The sequence below is a fragment of the Streptomyces sp. SS7 genome, from assembly GCF_037993025.1.
Taxonomy (GTDB): domain Bacteria; phylum Actinomycetota; class Actinomycetes; order Streptomycetales; family Streptomycetaceae; genus Streptomyces.
In genome coordinates, this window is the sequence record NZ_CP141223.1 from 3,176,097 (window position 1) to 3,194,190 (window position 18,094).

Annotated in this window: 15 protein-coding genes; 10 read left to right on the forward strand and 5 right to left on the reverse strand. The window is 72.9% G+C overall.

The window, feature by feature from the left end:
* Positions 1–197: 197 nt before the first annotated feature.
* The 5 genes from U5640_RS14445 (at position 198) to rfbB (ending at position 5,257) form a co-directional block, all read left to right on the forward strand.
* Positions 198–632, forward strand: coding sequence for a nuclear transport factor 2 family protein (locus U5640_RS14445; protein ID WP_340376208.1), 435 nt, complete (start codon positions 198–200; stop codon positions 630–632).
* Between the two features lie 45 nt (positions 633–677).
* Complete coding sequence (locus U5640_RS14450; RefSeq protein WP_340376209.1) at positions 678–1,448, forward strand: SDR family oxidoreductase; 771 nt, start codon at positions 678–680, stop codon at positions 1,446–1,448.
* Between the two features lie 23 nt (positions 1,449–1,471).
* On the forward strand, positions 1,472–2,866 hold the full coding sequence (locus U5640_RS14455; RefSeq protein ID WP_340376210.1) for a P450-derived glycosyltransferase activator: 1,395 nt from the start codon (positions 1,472–1,474) through the stop codon (positions 2,864–2,866).
* A gap of 100 nt (positions 2,867–2,966) precedes the next feature.
* Positions 2,967–4,298 (forward strand): activator-dependent family glycosyltransferase, encoded by a 1,332-nt coding sequence (locus U5640_RS14460; RefSeq protein ID WP_340376211.1) that lies wholly within the window; start codon positions 2,967–2,969, stop codon positions 4,296–4,298.
* Positions 4,286–5,257: a dTDP-glucose 4,6-dehydratase gene (rfbB, locus tag U5640_RS14465; RefSeq protein WP_340376212.1), complete on the forward strand. Its 972-nt coding sequence runs from the start codon at positions 4,286–4,288 to the stop codon at positions 5,255–5,257. The genes U5640_RS14460 and rfbB overlap by 13 nt, the downstream gene beginning before the upstream one ends.
* Before the next feature lie 131 nt (positions 5,258–5,388).
* Here rfbB and U5640_RS14470 read toward each other — a convergent pair whose 3' ends face one another.
* Entirely contained in the window at positions 5,389–6,378 is a 990-nt protein-coding gene (locus U5640_RS14470; RefSeq protein WP_340376213.1) for a Gfo/Idh/MocA family oxidoreductase, read from the reverse strand.
* Between the two features lie 163 nt (positions 6,379–6,541).
* On the opposite strand from U5640_RS14470, the gene rfbH reads away from it, so the two are divergent.
* Positions 6,542–7,846, forward strand: a complete 1,305-nt coding sequence (rfbH, locus tag U5640_RS14475; RefSeq protein ID WP_340376214.1) for a lipopolysaccharide biosynthesis protein RfbH — start codon at positions 6,542–6,544, stop codon at positions 7,844–7,846.
* 15 nt (positions 7,847–7,861) lie between these two features.
* Here the strand turns inward: rfbH and U5640_RS14480 are convergent, their stop codons facing one another.
* The gene (locus tag U5640_RS14480; protein ID WP_340376215.1) at positions 7,862–8,680 is read right to left on the reverse strand and encodes an AfsR/SARP family transcriptional regulator; all 819 of its coding nucleotides are present in this window, start codon (positions 8,678–8,680) and stop codon (positions 7,862–7,864) included.
* 281 nt (positions 8,681–8,961) lie between these two features.
* Here U5640_RS14480 and U5640_RS14485 point away from each other — a divergent pair, with 281 nt between their 5' ends.
* The 3 genes from U5640_RS14485 to U5640_RS14495 all read left to right on the forward strand — a co-directional run bounded on the left by U5640_RS14485 (position 8,962) and on the right by U5640_RS14495 (position 12,853).
* Positions 8,962–9,141, forward strand: a complete 180-nt coding sequence (locus tag U5640_RS14485; RefSeq protein ID WP_340376216.1) for a hypothetical protein — start codon at positions 8,962–8,964, stop codon at positions 9,139–9,141.
* Positions 9,142–9,149: 8 nt separating this feature from the next.
* Positions 9,150–11,417: a TOMM precursor leader peptide-binding protein gene (locus tag U5640_RS14490; RefSeq protein ID WP_340376217.1), complete on the forward strand. Its 2,268-nt coding sequence runs from the start codon at positions 9,150–9,152 to the stop codon at positions 11,415–11,417.
* A gap of 185 nt (positions 11,418–11,602) precedes the next feature.
* Entirely contained in the window at positions 11,603–12,853 is a 1,251-nt protein-coding gene (locus U5640_RS14495) for a histidine kinase (protein WP_340376218.1), read from the forward strand.
* A 5-nt stretch (positions 12,854–12,858) separates the two neighbouring features.
* Here the strand turns inward: U5640_RS14495 and U5640_RS14500 are convergent, their stop codons facing one another.
* The 3 genes from U5640_RS14500 to U5640_RS14510 form a co-directional block, all read right to left on the reverse strand.
* Positions 12,859–13,464: a response regulator transcription factor gene (locus U5640_RS14500; protein ID WP_340376219.1), complete on the reverse strand. Its 606-nt coding sequence runs from the start codon at positions 13,462–13,464 to the stop codon at positions 12,859–12,861.
* Positions 13,465–13,665: 201 nt separating this feature from the next.
* The gene (locus tag U5640_RS14505) at positions 13,666–15,336 is read right to left on the reverse strand and encodes a VCBS repeat-containing protein (protein ID WP_340376220.1); all 1,671 of its coding nucleotides are present in this window, start codon (positions 15,334–15,336) and stop codon (positions 13,666–13,668) included.
* Between the two features lie 16 nt (positions 15,337–15,352).
* A complete protein-coding gene (locus U5640_RS14510) occupies positions 15,353–17,152 on the reverse strand; it encodes an alkaline phosphatase D family protein (protein ID WP_340376221.1) in 1,800 nt (599 codons plus the stop codon).
* A 242-nt stretch (positions 17,153–17,394) separates the two neighbouring features.
* Here U5640_RS14510 and U5640_RS14515 point away from each other — a divergent pair, with 242 nt between their 5' ends.
* A complete protein-coding gene (locus tag U5640_RS14515) occupies positions 17,395–18,090 on the forward strand; it encodes a DUF4232 domain-containing protein (RefSeq protein WP_340376222.1) in 696 nt (231 codons plus the stop codon).
* The last annotated feature ends 4 nt before the right edge of the window (positions 18,091–18,094 follow it).

An 18,094-nucleotide genomic window follows, 5' to 3' on the forward strand; every position in this document is an offset into this window, starting at 1 on the left:
CGCTGGATTCCTGCGAGCCAGCCCATGCTCACCAGCACGGCTAGAGAAGCGTTGGAGCCTGGCTCGACGGCGGCCCGCGCGCCCGCCCGCTCCGCGCTCGACCGATCCTGGAGGGGCCGCTGCCACCGTCGTGACCTCACGGGCGATCCGGGCGACGCACCCGCCCCGGCCCACAGGAACGGCGGAAGGGACACGGCATGGCAGCACAGGCCCCGACGGCCCCGGCGGACGTGTACGCCGAGGTGCAGCACTTCTACGCGCGGCAGATGCGGCTCCTGGACTCGGGCGAGGCCGAGAGCTGGGCCGGCACCTTCACCGAGGACGGCTCCTTCGCGCCACCCTCGCTCCCGGAGCCGGTGCGCGGCCGCCCCGCCCTCACCGAGGGCGCCCGGCAGGCCGCCGCCGGTCTCGCGGCCGCCGGCGAGACCCACCGCCACTGGGTCGGCATGCTCACCGTCACCCCCGGGGCCGACGGCTCGCTGACCGCCGAGAGCCAGGTCTCCGTCGTCGCCGTGCCGCGGGGCGGCCCCGCCCGGCTGCACCTGATGTGCGTCTGCCGGGACGTCCTGGTCCGCGAGGCCGGCGAACTCCTCGTCAGGGACAGGGTGGTGACCCGTGACGACCGGCCGTAGCGGGAGTCGACCGCGAATCGAGCGGTCCGTCCTACGGTCCGCTGCATGAGCGCCGCACAGGACCCGACAGCGCCCCGGGGTGTGATCGTCACCGGCGGCGGCACCGGCATCGGGCGGGCCACGGCCCGCGCCTTCGCCGACCGGGGCGACCGTGTACTCGTCGTGGGCCGTACGCCCGCCACCCTGGCCGAGACCGCCGAGGGCCGTCCCCGGATCGACGTCCTCACCGCCGACCTCACCGATCCGGACACCCCGCGGGCGGTCACCGCCGCGGCGCTGGACGCGTTCGGCCGGATCGACGTCCTGGTCAACAACGCGGCCACCGGCGGATTCGCCGCACTCGCCGAGACCGAGCGGGAGACCGCCCGCGACCAGCTCGACGGCAACCTCCTGGCCCCGCTGCTGCTCACCCGGCACGCCCTGGACGCCCTCGCGGCCGACGGCGGCGGCACCGTGCTGAACATCGGCTCGGCCGGTGCCCTGGGCCGCCGCGCCTGGCCCGAGAACGGGGTCTACGGCGCCGCCAAGGCCGGGCTCGACTTCCTCACCCGGACCTGGGCCGTGGAGCTGGCGCCCCGCGGCATCCGGGTCCTCGGCCTGGCGCCGGGCGTGATCGACACCGGCATCGGTGAACGGTCCGGCATGTCCCCGGAGGCCTACGCGGGCTTCCTCCAGCAGATCGCCGCGCGCGTCCCGGCCGGCCGGGTCGGCCGCCCCGAGGACATCGCCTGGTGGGCCGTCCAGCTCACCGACCCGCGCGCCGCCTACGCGACCGGAGCGGTGCTCGCGGTCGACGGCGGTCTGTCCCTCACCTGAACCACGCCCCGAAGGAGACTGCCGTGACGCACACGGAGACCGACGAGACCGGCCTGAAGACGACCACCGACGACACGACGACCGACGGGACGGCCACCGACGAGACGACCGCCGCAGAGACCTCCGCGGCGGCCGAGGAGGACCGGCAGACCGACAGCGAACTCGGCCGTCATCTGCTCACCGCCCGCGGCTTCCACTGGATCTACGGGACCAGCGGCGACCCGTACGCCCTCACGCTGCGCGCCGAGAGCGACGACCCGGTGGCGCTCGGCCGCCGCATCCGGGAGGCGGAGACCCCGCTGTGGCAGAGCGCCGCCGGCGCCTGGGTCACCGGCCGGCACGAGGTGGCCGCCGGGATACTGGCCGATCCCCGGCTGAGCCTGCGGCACGCCGATCTGCCGGGCCCGCAGCGGCACGTCTTCTCCGACGCCTGGAGCAATCCGCTGCTGTGCCACATCATCCCGCTGGACCGGGCCTTCCTCCACGCACCGGACGCCGACCACGCGCGCTGGGAGCGGGCGGCGGCCCCGGTCCTGGGCGCGGCCGCCGCGGACGGCCACCGCAAGGGCGCCGAACGCCTGCACCAGGAGGCCGCCGAACGGCTCGGCACCTCCTTCGACCTCATGGCGGACTACTCCCGCCCGGTGGCCACCGAGGCCGCCGCGACGCTGCTCGGCGTCCCCGAGGCACTGCGCGACCGGTTCGCCCGCGCCTGCCCGGCCCTGGAGGTCGCGCTCGACGCGGCGCTCTGCCCCCAGCCGCTCGTGGTCACCCGCCGGCTCACCGAGGCGGTCGAGGACGTCCGCGATCTCGTCGGCGGCCTCGTCGCGGCGCGACGGACCGAGCCGGGTGACGATCTGCTCAGCACGGTGCTGCGCGCCGGTGCTCCCGCCGAGGACGCCCTCGCGGTCGGGGTGCTGACCGCCGCGGTGGGCGTCGCCCTCACCTCAGGGCTCGTCAACAACGCCGTGGAGGCGCTGCTCGCCCACCCCCGGCAGTGGGCGCTGCTCGGCGAGGACCCCGAACTCGCCGCCGGGGCCGTGGAGGAGACGCTGCGTCATGCGCCGCCGGTGCGGCTGGAGAGCCGGATCGCCGCCGAGGACCTCACGCTCGCCGGGCAGGACGTCCCCGCCGGTGCCCAGGTCGTCGTCCACGTCGGCGCGGCCAACCGGGACCCCGAGGTGTTCCTGGCCCCGGACCACTTCGACCTCACCCGGCCCGCCGGGCAGGGGCAGTTGTCGCTGTCCGGCCCGCACACCTCGCTCTTCGGGGCGTTCGCCCGGCTCCAGGCGGAGACCGCCGTACGCACCCTGCGGGAGCGCCACCCCGAGCTGGCGCCGGCCGACGGCGTCCAGCGGCGGATGCGGTCGCCCGTCCTGGGCGGGGTCCTGCGGTTCACCCTGACCGCTTCCTCTTGACGAAGGTGACGGACGTGATGGACGTGACGGACGTGCCAGGCATGACGTACGTAACCGGCGTGACCGGCGTGACCGGCGTGACCGACAGAAGGGACCGACCGTGCGGGTTCTGCTGACGTCCTTCGCGATGGACGCGCACTTCAACGGGTCCGTACCGCTCGCCTGGGCGCTGCGGGCCGCCGGGCACGAGGTCCGGGTGGCGAGCCAGCCCTCGCTGACGGGGAGCATCACGGCGGCCGGACTGACCGCCGTCCCCGTGGGCGCCGACCCCGGCCTCGACGAGATGGTCAAGGGCGTGGGCGACTCCGTGCTCTCCCACCACGCAGACCAGTCCCTGGACCCCGACGCCCCCGGTCAGCTCACCCCGGCCTTCCTCAAGGGCTGGGACACGATGATGACCGCGACCTTCTTCACCCTGATCAACGACGATCCGATGGTCGACGAACTCGTCGCGTTCGCCCGTGCGTGGGAGCCCGACCTGATCCTCTGGGAGCCGTTCACGTTCGCCGGCGCGGTGGCGGCGAAGGTGACCGGCGCCGCCCACGCGCGGCTGCTGTCCTTCCCCGACATGTTCCTGTCGATGCGGCGGGCCTTCCTCACCCAGCTCGGCCCCGGTCCCCGCGGCACGGACGGGGAGCGGGGGCCGCACACCGAGGACTCCGTCGGCCAGTGGCTCCAGTGGACGCTCGGCCGGTACGGCGTGCCCTTCGACGAGGAGGCCGTGACGGGGCAGTGGTCGGTGGACCAGGTGCCGCGCAGCTTCCGGGCGCCGTCGGACCGGCCGACGGTGGGCATGCGCTACGTCCCCTACAACGGCCCGGTGCCCGCCGTCGTCCCCGACTGGCTCCGGGTCCCGCCGACGCGTCCCCGGGTGTGCGTCACCCTGGGGCTCACGGCCCGGACCTCCGAGTTCCCCAACGCGGTCCCGGTCGACCTGGTCCTCGAGGCGATCGAGGGCCTCGACATCGAGGTGGTGGCCACGCTCGACGCCGAGCAACGGGCGCTGCTGTCCCGTGTTCCCGACAATGTGCGCCTGGTGGACCACGTACCGCTGCACGCGCTGCTGCCGACCTGTGCGGCCGTCGTACACCACGGCGGTGCCGGGACCTGGTCGACGGCGCTCGTCGAAGGGGTGCCGCAGATCGCCATGGGCTGGATCTGGGACGCGATCGAGCGGGCGCGCCGCCAGCAGGAACTGGGCGCCGGTCTCCACCTCCCCTCCCACGAGGTGACGGTGGAGGGGCTGCGCAGCAGACTCGTACGGCTCCTGGACGAGCCCTCGTTCGCCTCGGCCGCCGCCCGGCTGCGGGCCGAGGCCAGGTCCGATCCGACTCCGGCGCAGGTCGTGCCCGTACTGGAGCGGCTGACCGCCCGGCACCGCGCCCACGCGCGTCGACGTCCCGGAGGTGCGTCCACCCCATGCGTGTCCTGATCACCGGCGGGGCCGGCTTCATCGGCTCCCACTATGTGCGCTCCCTGCTGGCGGGCAGCCTGCCCGGGCCCCCGCCGGAGCGGGTGACGGTCGTCGACCTGCTCACCTACGCGGGGAGCACGGACAACCTGCCTCTGGACGATCCCCGGCTGGACTTCCGGCGGGTCGACATCCGCGACCTCGACGCGCTCCTGGAGGTGGTCCCCGGGCATGACGCGGTGGTCCACTTCGCGGCCGAGACCCATGTCGACCGCTCCCTGACCGGGCCCGCGGAGTTCGTCCGCACCAATGTGCTGGGCACCCAGGCGCTGCTGGAGGCGAGCCTGCGCTGCGGGGTCGGCACCTTCGTGCACATCTCGACGGACGAGGTCTACGGGTCGATCGCCGAGGGCACCTGGACGGAGGAGGAGCCCCTGCTGCCCAACTCGCCCTACGCGGCGTCGAAGGCGGGCAGCGACCTCGTCGCCCGGTCCTACTGGCGCACGCACGGGCTCGACGTACGCATCACGCGGTGCGCCAACAACTACGGCCCGCGTCAGCATCCGGAGAAGCTCGTCCCGCTGTTCGTCACCGAGCTGCTGGCCGGGCGGACGGTGCCGCTGTACGGGGACGGCGACAACGTCCGGGAGTGGCTGCACGTGGACGACCACTGCCGCGCCGTCCACGCGGTGCTGACCGGCGGCCGGCCCGGCGAGATCTACAACATCGGCGGCGGAACCCACCTGACGAACCGCCAGATGACGGCCAAGCTACTGGAGTTGTGCGACGCCGACTGGTCCCGGGTGCGCCGCGTCCCGGACCGCAAGGGCCACGACCTGCGCTACGCGGTGGACGACACGAAGATCCGCACGGAACTCGGCTACCGCCCCCTGCGCTCCCTGGACGAGGGCCTGCGCGAGCTGGTCGCCTGGCACCGCACACACCCCCTCCCCACCCCGGAACCGGCCCACCAGCCCTGACCCACCCCCCACCCACCGCCCCCCGACGGACCCGGCTCCCTCCCGTCGGGGGGCGGTGCCACCGTCAGGGGCCGGTGCCGGCGTCGGGGGCCGGTGCCGGCGTCGGGGGCCGGTGCCGGGGCGGGCGCGGCTCACACCGTGACGACCCTCGCCGCCTTGCGTACCTGTTCGACCAGGAGGGCCTGGCGCAGGAGGGACTCGCCGAGGGCCGTCCGGCCGGTGCGGGTCAGGGCCGCCGTCGCGAAGGCGTCGAGCGCGTTGCCCACCTGGTGGTCGGCGGAGAGGGTCACCTCGGTGATCCGGTCCTGCTGTTCGAGGCGGACCACCGGGCGGTGCTCCCGCGGCGGGGTGAAGGCGCGCGGCACGCTGATCCTGCCGCGACTGCCCCACAGCGCGTACGCGGACCGGTAGGAGTGCTGGAACCCGAAGTCGAGCTGCGCGGTCACCCCGCTCGCGGTGGAGAGCAGCGCGCTCCCCGCGACGTCGACCCCGGTGGACTCGTCGACGCGCAGACAGGCGCCGAGGACGTCGAGTTCCCCGGAGAGGTGGAGCTGGGCCGCGCGCAGCGGGTAGACCCCCACGTCCAGCAGGGCGCCGCCGCCGAGCAGCGGATCGTGCCGGAAGGACGCGGAACGGGGCGGCGGCACTCCGAAGGAGCTGGAGAAGACCCTCAGTTCACCGACCTCGCCCGCCATGTCCCGTACCGCCGCGTGCTGGGAATGGTGCAGGAACATGAAGTTCTCGGTGAGCGCGAGACCGAGGCGCTCGGCCATCGCCACCAGTTCGGCGCTCTGGGCGTAGGCGGTGCTGAGCGGCTTCTCCACCAGGACGTGCTTGCCCGCGGTCAGCGCCTCGGCGACCCATTCGTGGTGCATCCCCGGCGGCAGCGGCACATAGACCGCGTCGATGTCGTCCCGGTCCAGCAGCGCCCGGTAGCCGGTCACCGCGGCACAGCCGAACCGGGCCGCGAGCCGTTCGCTCCTCGCCCGGTCCCGGCTCGCCACCGCCACCAGCCGCACCGACCGGTGCTCCACGAGCGCCGGCAGGATCCGGCGCACGGCGATGTCGGCACAGCCCAGAACCCCCATGCGGAGTACCGGTCGTGGAGTGTCCTCGGGCATCTGCCACCTCACCTGTCGGATACGTCGCCGACACAAGCTAGCCAGGGCAGGTCGAAGGCCCCTGGAAGCCCGCTGGAGCAGGTCCTTTCCGCGGGGACTCCATGGCTCCTCGACCGGGCGGCCCCAGCATGGTCCCGAGGCAATCCTTACCGGAGGGACGGCTATGACATCCGACACCAAGGCCCTGGTCCTGGAGCAGGTCCGCGCGTACCACCGGCAGCAGCAGCCGGGGAACTTCGAGCCGGGAGTGACACCGATCCTCTCCTCGGGAGCGGTCCTGGACGAGGAGGACCGGGTCGCCCTGGTGGAGGCGGCCCTGGATCTGCGGATCGCGGCCGGGGCGCACTCCCGGCGGTTCGAGAGCCGGTTCGCCCGTCACATCGGCGTGCGCAAGGCGCACCTGGTGAACTCCGGTTCCTCGGCGAACCTGCTGGCGCTCTCGGCGCTGACCTCCCCCCGCCTCGGCGATCAGCGGCTGCGTCCGGGCGACGAGGTGATCACGGTGGCCGGCGGTTTCCCCACGACGGTGAACCCGATCTTCCAGAACGGTCTCACGCCCGTCTTCGTGGACCTCGAACTCGGCACCTACAACACGACGGCGGAGCGCGTCCGGGCGGCGATCTCGGACCGTACCCGGGCCATCATGATCGCGCACACCCTCGGCAACCCCTACGAGGTGGCGGAGATCCAGCAACTGGCCACCGATCACGAGCTGTTCCTGATCGAGGACAACTGCGACGCCGTCGGCTCGACCTACCGGGGGCGGATGACGGGCACGTTCGGGGACCTCGCCACCGTCAGTTTCTACCCCGCCCACCACATCACGACGGGCGAGGGCGGGTGCGTCCTGACGAGGAACCTCGAACTGGCCCGGATCGTCGAGTCGTTCCGCGACTGGGGCCGGGACTGCTGGTGCGAGCCGGGCGAGGACAACACCTGCCTCAAGCGGTTCGACTACCAGCTCGGTGATCTGCCCAAGGGCTACGACCACAAGTACATCTTCTCCCACATCGGTTACAACCTGAAGGCGACCGACCTCCAAGGGGCCCTGGCGCTCAGTCAGTTGAAGAAGCTCCCGGAGTTCGGCGCGGCCCGCCGGCGCAACTGGCAGCGGCTGCGCGACGGGCTCGCGGACGTCCCGGGTCTGCTGCTGCCGACCGCGACACCGGGCAGCGACCCGAGCTGGTTCGGCTTCGTCCTCACGGTGCTGCCCGACGCCACGTACACCCGCCGCGACCTGGTCGCCTTCCTGGAGGAGCGGCGCATCGGCACCCGGCGGCTGTTCGGCGGCAACCTCACCCGGCACCCGGCGTACCTCGGCACCCCGCACCGGGTGGCGGGCGACCTGCGCAACTCCGACATCGTCACCGAGCAGAGCTTCTGGATCGGGGTGTACCCGGGCATCACCGAGGAGATGACCGACTACATGCGGGAGTCCATCGTGGAGTTCGTCGCCAAGAACGGCTGAGCCGCCCGGGGGCGGTCAGCCGATCATCCGGTCGAGGAGCACGTCCTCCCCGCACCTGGGCTCGTCCAGCCACGGCTCCGCCGCGAGCACCGCCTGCTGCAGGCGCTGCAGGCGCGGGGACGGCGAAAGCCCCAGTTCCTCCGCGAGCCGGCGGCGCAGCCTCTGGTAGACGTCGAGTGCCTGCCAGGAGCGGCCCGCCCGGTACAGCGCCGTCATGCACTGGGCGTGCAGGCCCTCGTGCAGCGGGTGGCGTCCGGTCAGCTCGATCAGCTCGGCCAGCAGTTCCGCGTGGCGGCCCAGCCTCAGGTCCGCCTCCAGACACCGTTCCAGGACGCCGAGCCTGCTCTCCTCCAGCCGGGCCACCTCGATGCTCAGCACGGGCCCGATCCGTACGTCGACCAGCGCGGACCCCCGCCACAGCGCCAGTGCCTCACGGAAGTACGCCGACGCCTTCTCGTGCCGGTCCTCGGCGGAGGCAAGGCGTCCCGCCGCGACCAGTTGCTCGTACCGCGGTACGTCGACGGCGTCCTCGGGCGCCTGCCAGCAGTAGCCGCCGTACTGGGTGACGAGGACGTCCTTGGCGGACACCTCGCCGTCGGGGCCGTAGGCCGCGGTGAGCTGGCGGCGCAGCTGCAGGATGTACGTGTGCAGGGTCGCGAGCGCGCTCTGCGGCGGTTCGGTGCCCCAGATCTCCTCCATCAGGGTCCCGACGGGCAGGACCCGGTTGGCGTGGATCGCGAGCAGCGCGAGGATCTGGCGCGGCTTCGCGGCCGTCGGCACGATCGAACGGCCCCGCACCTCGGCCGTCAGCGGTCCCAGCAACCATATGTCCACGTCTGTCTCCCCCAGGTGGTCGGCCATGTGGTCGGCGGAGCACCGCGAAGAGCTCCTTGCCCATGGAGTCTCGCTGGCTGCTTCGGCCGTCAACCAGTGCCGTGGTCCCGGACAGGCATAGGAGAAACCTATGCGCAAGATGTGTAAACCTCATATGGTCCCTGTGCGGGACGCACTGGTATCCCCCCGCCGGGCCCCGCGAGGATGGCGGCGCTGCGCAGGGCCGGGCCCGGTCCGACGCGGCTCATGGAGCAGGCAGTCCACGGCGACAAGGAGTGCACATGTCTCGGATCACGCCCCTTCCCGACGGCGACGCGGCCCTCTCCGGTGCTGTCGACGATCTCGTGATCACCGAGTTCGGCCACGACCCGTCGGCGATCCCCGACGGCCGCATCTGCATCTGCTGGACCCCTTGGCACGGCACGGCGTCCGCCACGGACGGCGGCCGTACGTCTCGATGAGCCGTCCGGTGCCGGAACACGGGCTCCCCCGGCTGGGATTCGCACCGCATCTGCGGGTCGCATCGGTGCCGGGGGAGCCCGTCTTCCTGCTGACGGAGGACCGGGTGACCGCGCTGGGCGGAGGGCAGGTCGCCGTCCTGGCGCCGCTGCTCGACGGCAGCCGCGATCTGCCCCGTATCGTCGCCGACGCGGCGCCCGCGCTGTCGGCCGACCGCACCGAACGGCTCGTGACCAGGCTCCTGGACGCGGGTCTGCTGCACGCCTACCCGCCCGACGGGGCCGACGGCGCCGGCGGGGGAGGCGGACCCGAGCGTGCCTACTGGGCCCTCACCGGCCTGGCGGGGCCCGGTGCCGGCCGGGACGCCCTGCTGGCCGCGGTCGACCTCACCGAGGGCGCGGGGGGCGCGCTGCGCGAGGCCGTCCCGGCGGCGGGGCTGCGCGCGGCGGCCGCGGGCGGGCCCGCCGACCTGACCCTGGCCCTGTGCCACGACTACCTCGATCCGCGACTGAGCGCCCTGGACGCCGAGCACCGCGCGGCGGGGCGCACCTGGCTGCCGGTACGGGCCGGCGGTACCCACCTGTGGATCGGCCCCTTCCTCTCTCCCGGCGACGGTCCCTGCTGGAGCTGTCTCGCGGACCGGCTGCGGCTGCGCCGGCGCGGCGAGGCGTACGTCCAGCACCGGCTCGGGCACAGCGGGCCCGCCGAGCACCCTCCGGCGTACCTGCCCGCAGGGCGTACGGCGGCCCTCCAGCTGGCGCTGCTGGAGGCCACGAAGTGGCTGGCCGGGTACCGCGGCGCCGAACAGGGCAGCCTGTGGCGGCTGGACACCCGCACGCTGGAGAGCAGCCGCCATCCGGTGCGGCGCCGCCCGCAGTGCTCCCGCTGCGGTGATCCGCTGCTGGTGCGCGACCGGGTCTCGGCTCCGGTCGTGCTGTCCCCCCGGCCGGTGCCGGACACCACGGGCGGGGGCCACCGGGCGTACGGTCCGGACCGGTTGCTGGAGCGGTACGGGCATCTCGTGGACCCCGTCACCGGTCTCGTCGGCGAGATCCGCCGGGATCCCCGGGGGCCGGAGTTCCTCAACTGCTTCCACGCGGGCGCCCATCCGCCCTGGTCCGCGGAGCGGCCGCCCCCGCTGCACACCCCGCTGCGCAGCCCCGGCTCCGGCAAGGGCGTCTCCGAACTCCACGCCAGGGCGAGCGCGTTGGCGGAGGCGCTGGAGCGGTACAGCGGCTACTTCCAGGGCGACGAGCCTCGTCGGCGCGGCAGTTATCGCGAGCTGGCGCCGCTCGCCGTCCATCCGGACGACGTCCAGCTGTTCGACCGGCGGCAGTTCGAGGACCGGGCGGCGTGGAACCGCGCGCACGGCCCCTTCCACCAGGTGCCCGAGCCGTTCGACGAGGACGCCCCGCTCGACTGGACACCCGTCTGGTCCCTGACCGAGCGACGGCAGCGGCTGGCGCCCACGAGTCTGCTCTACTACAACGCCCCGGACGCGGACACCGGATTCTGCCGGGCCACCTCCAACGGGGCCGCCGCCGGCACCAGCCTGGAGGACGCCGTCGTGCACGGCTGTCTGGAGCTGGTGGAGCGGGACGCGATCGCGCTGTGGTGGTACAACCGCACCCGGCAGCCCGGTGTGACCCTGGAGCCGCGCGATCCCTGGATCAGCCGGATGCGGGCCGTCCACCGGGAGCTGGGCCGGACGGTGTGGGCCCTCGATCTCACCTCCGACCTCGGCATTCCCGTGGTCGCCGCGGTCTCGGCCCGGACCGGGAAGAAGGCCGAGGACATCGTGCTGGGCTTCGGCGCGCATTTCGATCCCCGGGTCGCGCTGCGCCGGGCGCTCACCGAACTCAACCAGATGCTGCCGCCGTTGACGGAGGAACCGGCCGACGGGTCCTCCGCCTACACCGGCACCGACCCGGAGGCCCTCGGCTGGTTCCGGCACGCCACCACCGCCGACCAGCCCCATCTGCTGCCCGCGGCCCGCCGGTCCACCCGGCCGCCCGTGGCGCCGCGGCCGCCCGCCGACGCCGCGGCACAGGTCCACGCGCTGGTGGCGCTGCTGCGCCGGCACGGCCTCGACGTCCTCGTCCTCGACCAGACCCGCCCCGATGTGGACCTGCCCGTCGCCAAGGTGCTGATCCCCGGTCTGCGCCCGCACTGGGCGGGATTCGGTCCCGGCCGGCTCTTCGACGTACCCGTCGCACTCGGCCGGCTCACCCGGCCGACGGACTACACGGAGCTCAATCCCCTGCCCCTGCACCTATGACGGAATGGGGTATTCCCATTTCCGTCACGCATCGGAGTGAACCTTTCCGTGCGCGAATCGCTCTTCTGGAACAAGGGGATTGAGGAATTACGTTTACCGCACTCCCGTACGATGCCATGAGAGGATAACGGGCGGCACAACCTGACTCATTGACTCGTTCGGTTCTCCCAGGGGGAAGAGAAGAGATGCGAGGTTCTGCCCAGCACACCGGCGGCGTGCGCACCGAACGCGACGACGCGAGAAGCAGACACCTCGCCCTCGGCACCTCCAGTGCCATCACGATCGCGGTCCTCGTGGCCTTTTTCGGGGTCGCCGTCGCCTATCTGCTGGACGACCATCTCTCCCCGGTCAGGTTCACCGCGGGCATCGTGACCCTGTTGCTCGTCTACGGGCTCCAGCTGGCCCATTCCTTCGGGTACCTGTCCCCGCGGCTGACCCGCGTGCGGTACTGGACCCTCGGACTGCAGGCGCTGCTGACCTATCTGCCCTTCCTCACCTTCGCCGACGCCTGGCTCGCCGCACCGGGCACCCTCGCCGGTTCGGCCCTGCTGGTGCTGCCGTCGCGCTGGAGATGGCTGACGTTCGCGGCGATCGTGGCATCGTCCAGCCTGCTGGTGCTGGAGAGCGGAGTGGGCCGCGGCTCACTCGGGTACGGGACGGTCGCGACCACGCTGACCGGCCTGGTGGTGTTCGGGCTCTCCGAGCTGACCCGTCTCGTCCAGGACGCCCACCGCACCTCCGACGAGCTCGCCCGGCTGGCCGTGGAGGCCGAGCGGCTGCGCTTCTCGCGCGATCTGCACGATCTGCTGGGCATGAGCCTGACCACCATCGCCTTCAAGAGCGAACTGGCCCGCCGGCTGCCGCCCTCCAAACACGCCCGTGTGCACCAGGAGCTGACCGAGATCCTGGAGACCACCCAGCGTGCCCTGGTCGATGTCCGGGCGGTCTCGCAGACCTACCGGGCGATGTCCCTGACGGCCGAGGTCGACACCCTGTTCGCCACCCTCCGGAACCTGGGCGTGCACACCCAGGTCAGGGGCAGCACCGGGCCGCTGCCGTCCGACGTCGAGACCGCCCTGGCGACGGTGCTGCGCGAAGGGGTCACCAATATGCTGCGGCACAGCAGGGTCGGCAACTGCGCCGTCCGGCTCCAGCGCGAACCGGGCGCGGTCAGGATGACGGTGACCAACGACGGGCTCGACGGCTTCCCGGCCACCGCGCTGCGCGGCACCCGCCCGGGAAGCGGCCTCAACAACCTTCGCGACCGCATCGAGGCGGTGGAGGGCAGACTCACCGCGGAGGTCATGGACGGGAAGTGGTTCTGCCTGACGGCGGTCGTCCCGCTGCCCGCGAAGACGGCCACGCCCCGGCACTGGCTCGTCCGGCCGGGGCACCCCTCCGACAGCGGGATGCACGGCTCGGCGACCGTGGCCTGAGCGCCTCAGATCCAGCCGCCCTCACGGGCGATCCGTACCGCGTCCATCCGGTTGCGCGCGCCCAGTTTGACCACGGCGCTGCTCAGGTAGTTGCGCACCGTGCCCGTGGAGAGGAACAGCCGGCCGGCGATGGCCGCGGTGCCCTCGCCCGCGGCGGCGAGCCGCAGGACCTCCAGCTCACGCGGGGCCAGCGGCTGCGTCACCTCTTCGAGCGCCGCGACCGCCAGGTGCGGGTCGACGACCCGCTTGCCCGCGGCCACCGCCCGGATGGCGCCGACGAGTTGGGCGGGGTTGGCGTCCTTGCAGAGGAATCCGGTGGCCCGGGAGGCCAGCGCCCGGCGCAGGGTGCTGGGATTGCCGAGCCCCGTGAGCATGAGGATCCGGCAGTCGGGCACGGCGGTACAGAGCGCCGCGGCGGCGGTGATGCCGTCCATGCCGGGAAGGCCGATGTCGAGTACGGCCACATCCGGTCGCAGCGCCCGCGCCCTCGGGACGATCTCATCACCGCGATCGACTTCGGCCACCACGTCGAAATCGCTTTCCAGCGAGAGAAGTTCGGCCAACGCCCGGCGTAACATCACCATGTCCTCGGCGATCAGAATCTTCAGCATGGCTTCTCTCACATCGGCTGTCTCCGAGACGCTCGCGCTCCATACTCTCACCCGAACAGCCGAAACACAGCGAGGAAACGCCCATCCCGCGGTCCACGGCGAGCGAAAGAGAATCGGCGGCGATCGCCGGCGATCAATGACGTTCCGGCCAGTCGGGGTATCCGTCACCGAATCCGGTATCCCGAGAAGAACCGGCCCGGTTCACAGCAGGTCCGCCCAGCTCCCCCAGCCGCTGCTCGCCTTGCTCACCCGGGCCTTGAAGCCGCCCGTCCCCGTGCCGGCGTAGAAGTACAGGGCGCCCGCGGACGTCGTGGCCATCAGGTCGGGCTTGCCGTCGCCGTTGGCGTCGCCCGGCGAGAAGAGGTTCTTGTAGGTCTGCCAGCCCGTTCCCACCTTCACCCGGGCGGCGAAGGGCGCGGAGGCGGAGCCCGTGCCCGCGTAGCGCCACAGGGTGCCCGAGGTGTCCCGGGCCAGGAGGTCCGGCCGGCCGTCTCCGGTGAAGTCGCCCGCACCGACCAGGGCGTTGCAGCGCTGCCAGCCGGTGCTGATCTTGGCAGGGGAGGCGACCGAGGTGCCGGTGCCGTCGCCCGCGTGGAGGTAGAGGGTGCCGGCGCCGGTGACGGCCAGCAGATCGCTCCTGCCGTCGCCGGTCAGGTCACCCGGGCCCACGATCCGCCGGTAGGAGGTGGAGCCCGTGGCGAGGGTGGGGTCCGAGAGGGCGTAGGACGCCGGGTTGGTCAGTCTGCCCGTGCCGACCGAGTGGACGACCAGGTCCGCCAGGCCGTTCTGGCGCAGGGAGACGGCATAGGACAGGCGGGTGGTGGAGGAGGGCCAGCCCGTGCCGACGAGGAGTCTGCCGGTGAGGGTGCCCGTGCCGGTCACCTGGTAGCTGTAGACCGCGCCGGCCGAGGTGCGGGCCAGCACACCGAACTTGCCGTAGTGCGGGTTGTTCCCCGCCCCCGCGAACTGCGTCACCTTGCCCCAGCCCTTGCTGCGGGCGGCCCTGGCGCCGAAGGTGCCCTTGCCGGTGCCGGCGTAGAACCAGAGCTGACCGGCGAAGTCCCTGGCCAGCAGGTCGGTCCTGCCGTTGCCGTCCCAGTCGCCGCCGCCGATGATCTGTCCGTACGAGGCCCACTCGGTCTTCGCGTCCTTGACCCGGGCGTTGAAGGTGCCGCCCTTCTTGCCCGTGTAGCGGTAGAGGACCCCCGCCGGGGTGCGGGCCAGGACGTCGCCGACGCCGTCGCCGTTGAGGTCCCCGGCGCCGATCAGCTCGTCGTACTGCTGCCAGCCCGCCCCGACCGTCACCCTGCTGCCGAAGGCACCGGTGCCCTTGCCCGGGTAGTAGTACAGGGTGCCGGCCGGGGTGCGGGCCAGCAGGTCGGCCTTGCCGTCGCGGTTCAGGTCCCCCGGGGCGACGACCTTGTCGTAGATCTGCCACCCGGACGCGACCGCGCGGTACGAACCCAGACCGCCGGGGGTGCGGGCGTAGACGCCGGTGTGGAAGGAGAGCACACCGGCCGGGCTCAGGGTCAGCACGTCCTGGACGCCGTCCGAGTCGAGATCGCCCGGGGTGAGGACGTCCTTGACCTTGGCCACGTCCGTGTCGAGGGCCATCGTCTCGGCCGCGCCGGTGTTGACGTACAGCTGGCCCGCCACATTGCGGTAGACGAGGTCGGACGTGCCGTCCCCGTCGAAGTCGCCGCGCGCCGGTGCGGTCGCGTCCGCGTCACCGGGCGACAGGACGAAGACGCCCGCCGCCAGCACCGCGACCGTGCCGGCCAGCGCCGCGGCCTTCCGGGCGCGGGGGCGGCGGCGCCCGGAACGGCGCTCGGTGCCGTCTGCCTCGTGCCGCCGGGATCGGAGGGTGAACACATGCTCTCCCGGAGGGTCAGGGGGTGGTGGAGGCGTCGGGGGTGACGGAGCTGCCGGAGGATGCGTCGGCGGGGAGGCCGGGGGTCGTCCCGGAGGCGGCGTCGGCGGTCGCGTCCGCCGTGGCCGTCGCCCCGTCCGGGGTGGAGGCCGGGGAAGGGGTCGCCGGCCCGGCCGGGTCGGCGGTGGCCGTCGCCCCGTCCGTCCCGGACGGTGACTCCTGCGCGCTCGCCGCCGTCCCCGTCGCCACCCCCATCTGGTACACGCCCGGCACCCCGTCCTCCACCCGGAAGGTCGCGGCCGTCGCCGTCGTGCCGTTCTTCGTGAGCACCGTGGAGACCGCCCGCAGCCGGGCCTCGATGCCGTCGGCGGTGATGTCGAGGAGGAGATAACCGCGCCGGGCGTCGATCATCTTCCAGTGCGGGTTGTCCGCCAGCTTGGGCGCCCACTCGGCGGCGAAGGCGGCCAGGTCCTCGTCGCCGCTGCTGGAGATGGACGTCCCGACGAACTCCGCGCCGACCACGGCCGATTCCGGGTCGGCGAAGTCCAGCTTGAGGTCGCTGACGATGGTGCGGTGACGGTCGCCGGACAGCACGACCGGGTTGCGGACGTCCTGGAACTCGGCCAGCAGGGCGGCACGTTCCTTCTGGTAGCCGTCCCAGGCGTCGTACGACCACTCCTTGCCGACCCCCGCCAGGAAGTCGGTCTCGGCCATCATCACCTGGGAGGCGACCAGGTTCCAGCGCGCACCGGAGCCGGTCATGCTCCTCACCAGCCACTCCCGCTGGGTGTCGCCCATGATCACGCGGCCGTTCTTCAGCGCACCGGCGTCGGTGGTCGCCTGGTCGTCGCGGTACTGCCGGGTGTCCAGGACGTGCAGCCGGGCCAGGGTGCCGAAGTCGAGGGAGCGGTACATCTGCACGTCCGGGCCGCTGGGCCGCTGCGCGGTCCGGATCGGCATGTGCTCGTAGAAGGCCTGGAAGGCGGCGGCACGGCGGGCCAGGAACTTGGCGGTGGGCCAGGCCACCGGGTCGTTCGCCACGTCACCGGCCCAGTCCTGCTCCACCTCGTGGTCGTCGAAGACGACGACGAACGGGGCGGCGGCACGCATCGCCTGGAGGTCCGGGTCGGTGTTGTACTGCTCGTGGCGGGCCCGGTACTGGGCGAGCGTGACGGGCTGTCCGGTGCCCTCGTGGCGGCGTACGCGGTACGAGTAGGCGGAGCTCTCGTAGATGTAGTCGCCGACGAACAGCACCAGGTCCGGCTGCTGTGCGCGCATGTCCCGGTAGGCGGTGAAGTAGCCGTGCTGCCAGTTCTGGCAGGAGGCGAGCGCGATCCGCAGGTTCTCCGGGGTGCTGCTGGCGGCGGGGGCGGTACGGGTGCGGCCGGTGGGGGAGGTCCGGTCCAGCGCCTTGAACCGGTACCAGTAGTCGGTGGCCGGCGTCAGACCCGTGACGTCCACGTGGACGCTGTGCCCGAGGCTGCCGCTCGCGGTCGCCGTACCGCTCCTGACGATCGCGGTGAATGCGCTGTCCGCGGCGAGTTCCCAGGTCACGGGCACCGTGGGCGGCAGGATTCCGGAGTTGCCCGGGGTCGCCGGCAGCACCCTCGTCCACAGCACGATCGCGGTGGGCAGGGGATCTCCGGAGGCCACGCCGAGTTTGAAGACCGTTCCGCTCACCTCCGCGCCCGCGCCGGCCGCGGCGGCGGCACCGCTCACCGAGGCGGAGGCGCGCTCAGGCAGCACCTGCCCGGCGGCGGCCGCCCCGGCGGCTCCCAGAGTGACGGCTCCTGCGCCCAGGAACCTCCGTCGGCGCATGGCATGGTCGCTCGACTGCACGCGTGTGCCTTTCCCCCAGAAGGCGGTGCGCTGCGCGGCACCGGTGAAAGTGATCGCCGTGGAGTCTATGCAATACCCTCGCAGTCGTGGGCCGGGGCCACGATCCGTTGGTCTGCCCGCCCCGTCAGCCCGCCGCCCACCCGCCTGTCCCTCCGTCCGTCCCCCTCCGTCCATCCCTCCGTCCATCCCTCCGTCCGATGAACGATGAAGCAGCAGGAGTCATGCGCCGACCGATGAGGTACGCCTTCGTGGCCCTGCTCCTCGTGGGGGCGGCGGGCTGCTCGTCCGGCCCTGATACGGCGTCCGGTGGCTCGCCCGACGTGTCCTCGGCCGAGACCGGGTACGTCCCGAGGGGCGGATCCGGCGCGGACCCGGCCCCTGACGCGGGCGCGGGCGCCGGAGCCGACGACGCCGGGAAGACCGGCGGGGAACGTGCCGGTGCCGGTAGCGGCCCGGACGCCTCCGCCCCGTCCGCCGGCGTGCTCTTCGGCGCCGATTCGCTGCCCAGTCCCGCCGCCGATCACTGCCGTACGGAGGACCTGACGGCCGTGGCGCGGAGCACCGGGCAGGGCCGGGCCTCCGTCGTGCTCACCCACGAGGGCGAAGGCTCCTGCACGGTACGCGGCTTCCCCTCGCTGCTCTTCGAGGGCCCGACCGGGCGGACCGAACTGCCGGTGGACTGGGCCGGGTCGGCCGCCGAGGCCCCGAAGGTCACCCTCGGGCCGGGCGGTTCCGCCGTCGCCGCGCTCACCTTCACCAGCCTCGACGAGTGCGACGCGATCGCCGGGCTCGACGTCGTCCCGCCCGGCGAGTCACGGCCGCTGACCCCCGCCTTCACCGCCTCGGACGGGAGGAAGAAGGCGGTGCGCGTCTGCGACACCGGGGTGCGGGTCGAGGCGTTCGCGCCCTCGGCGTGAGGGC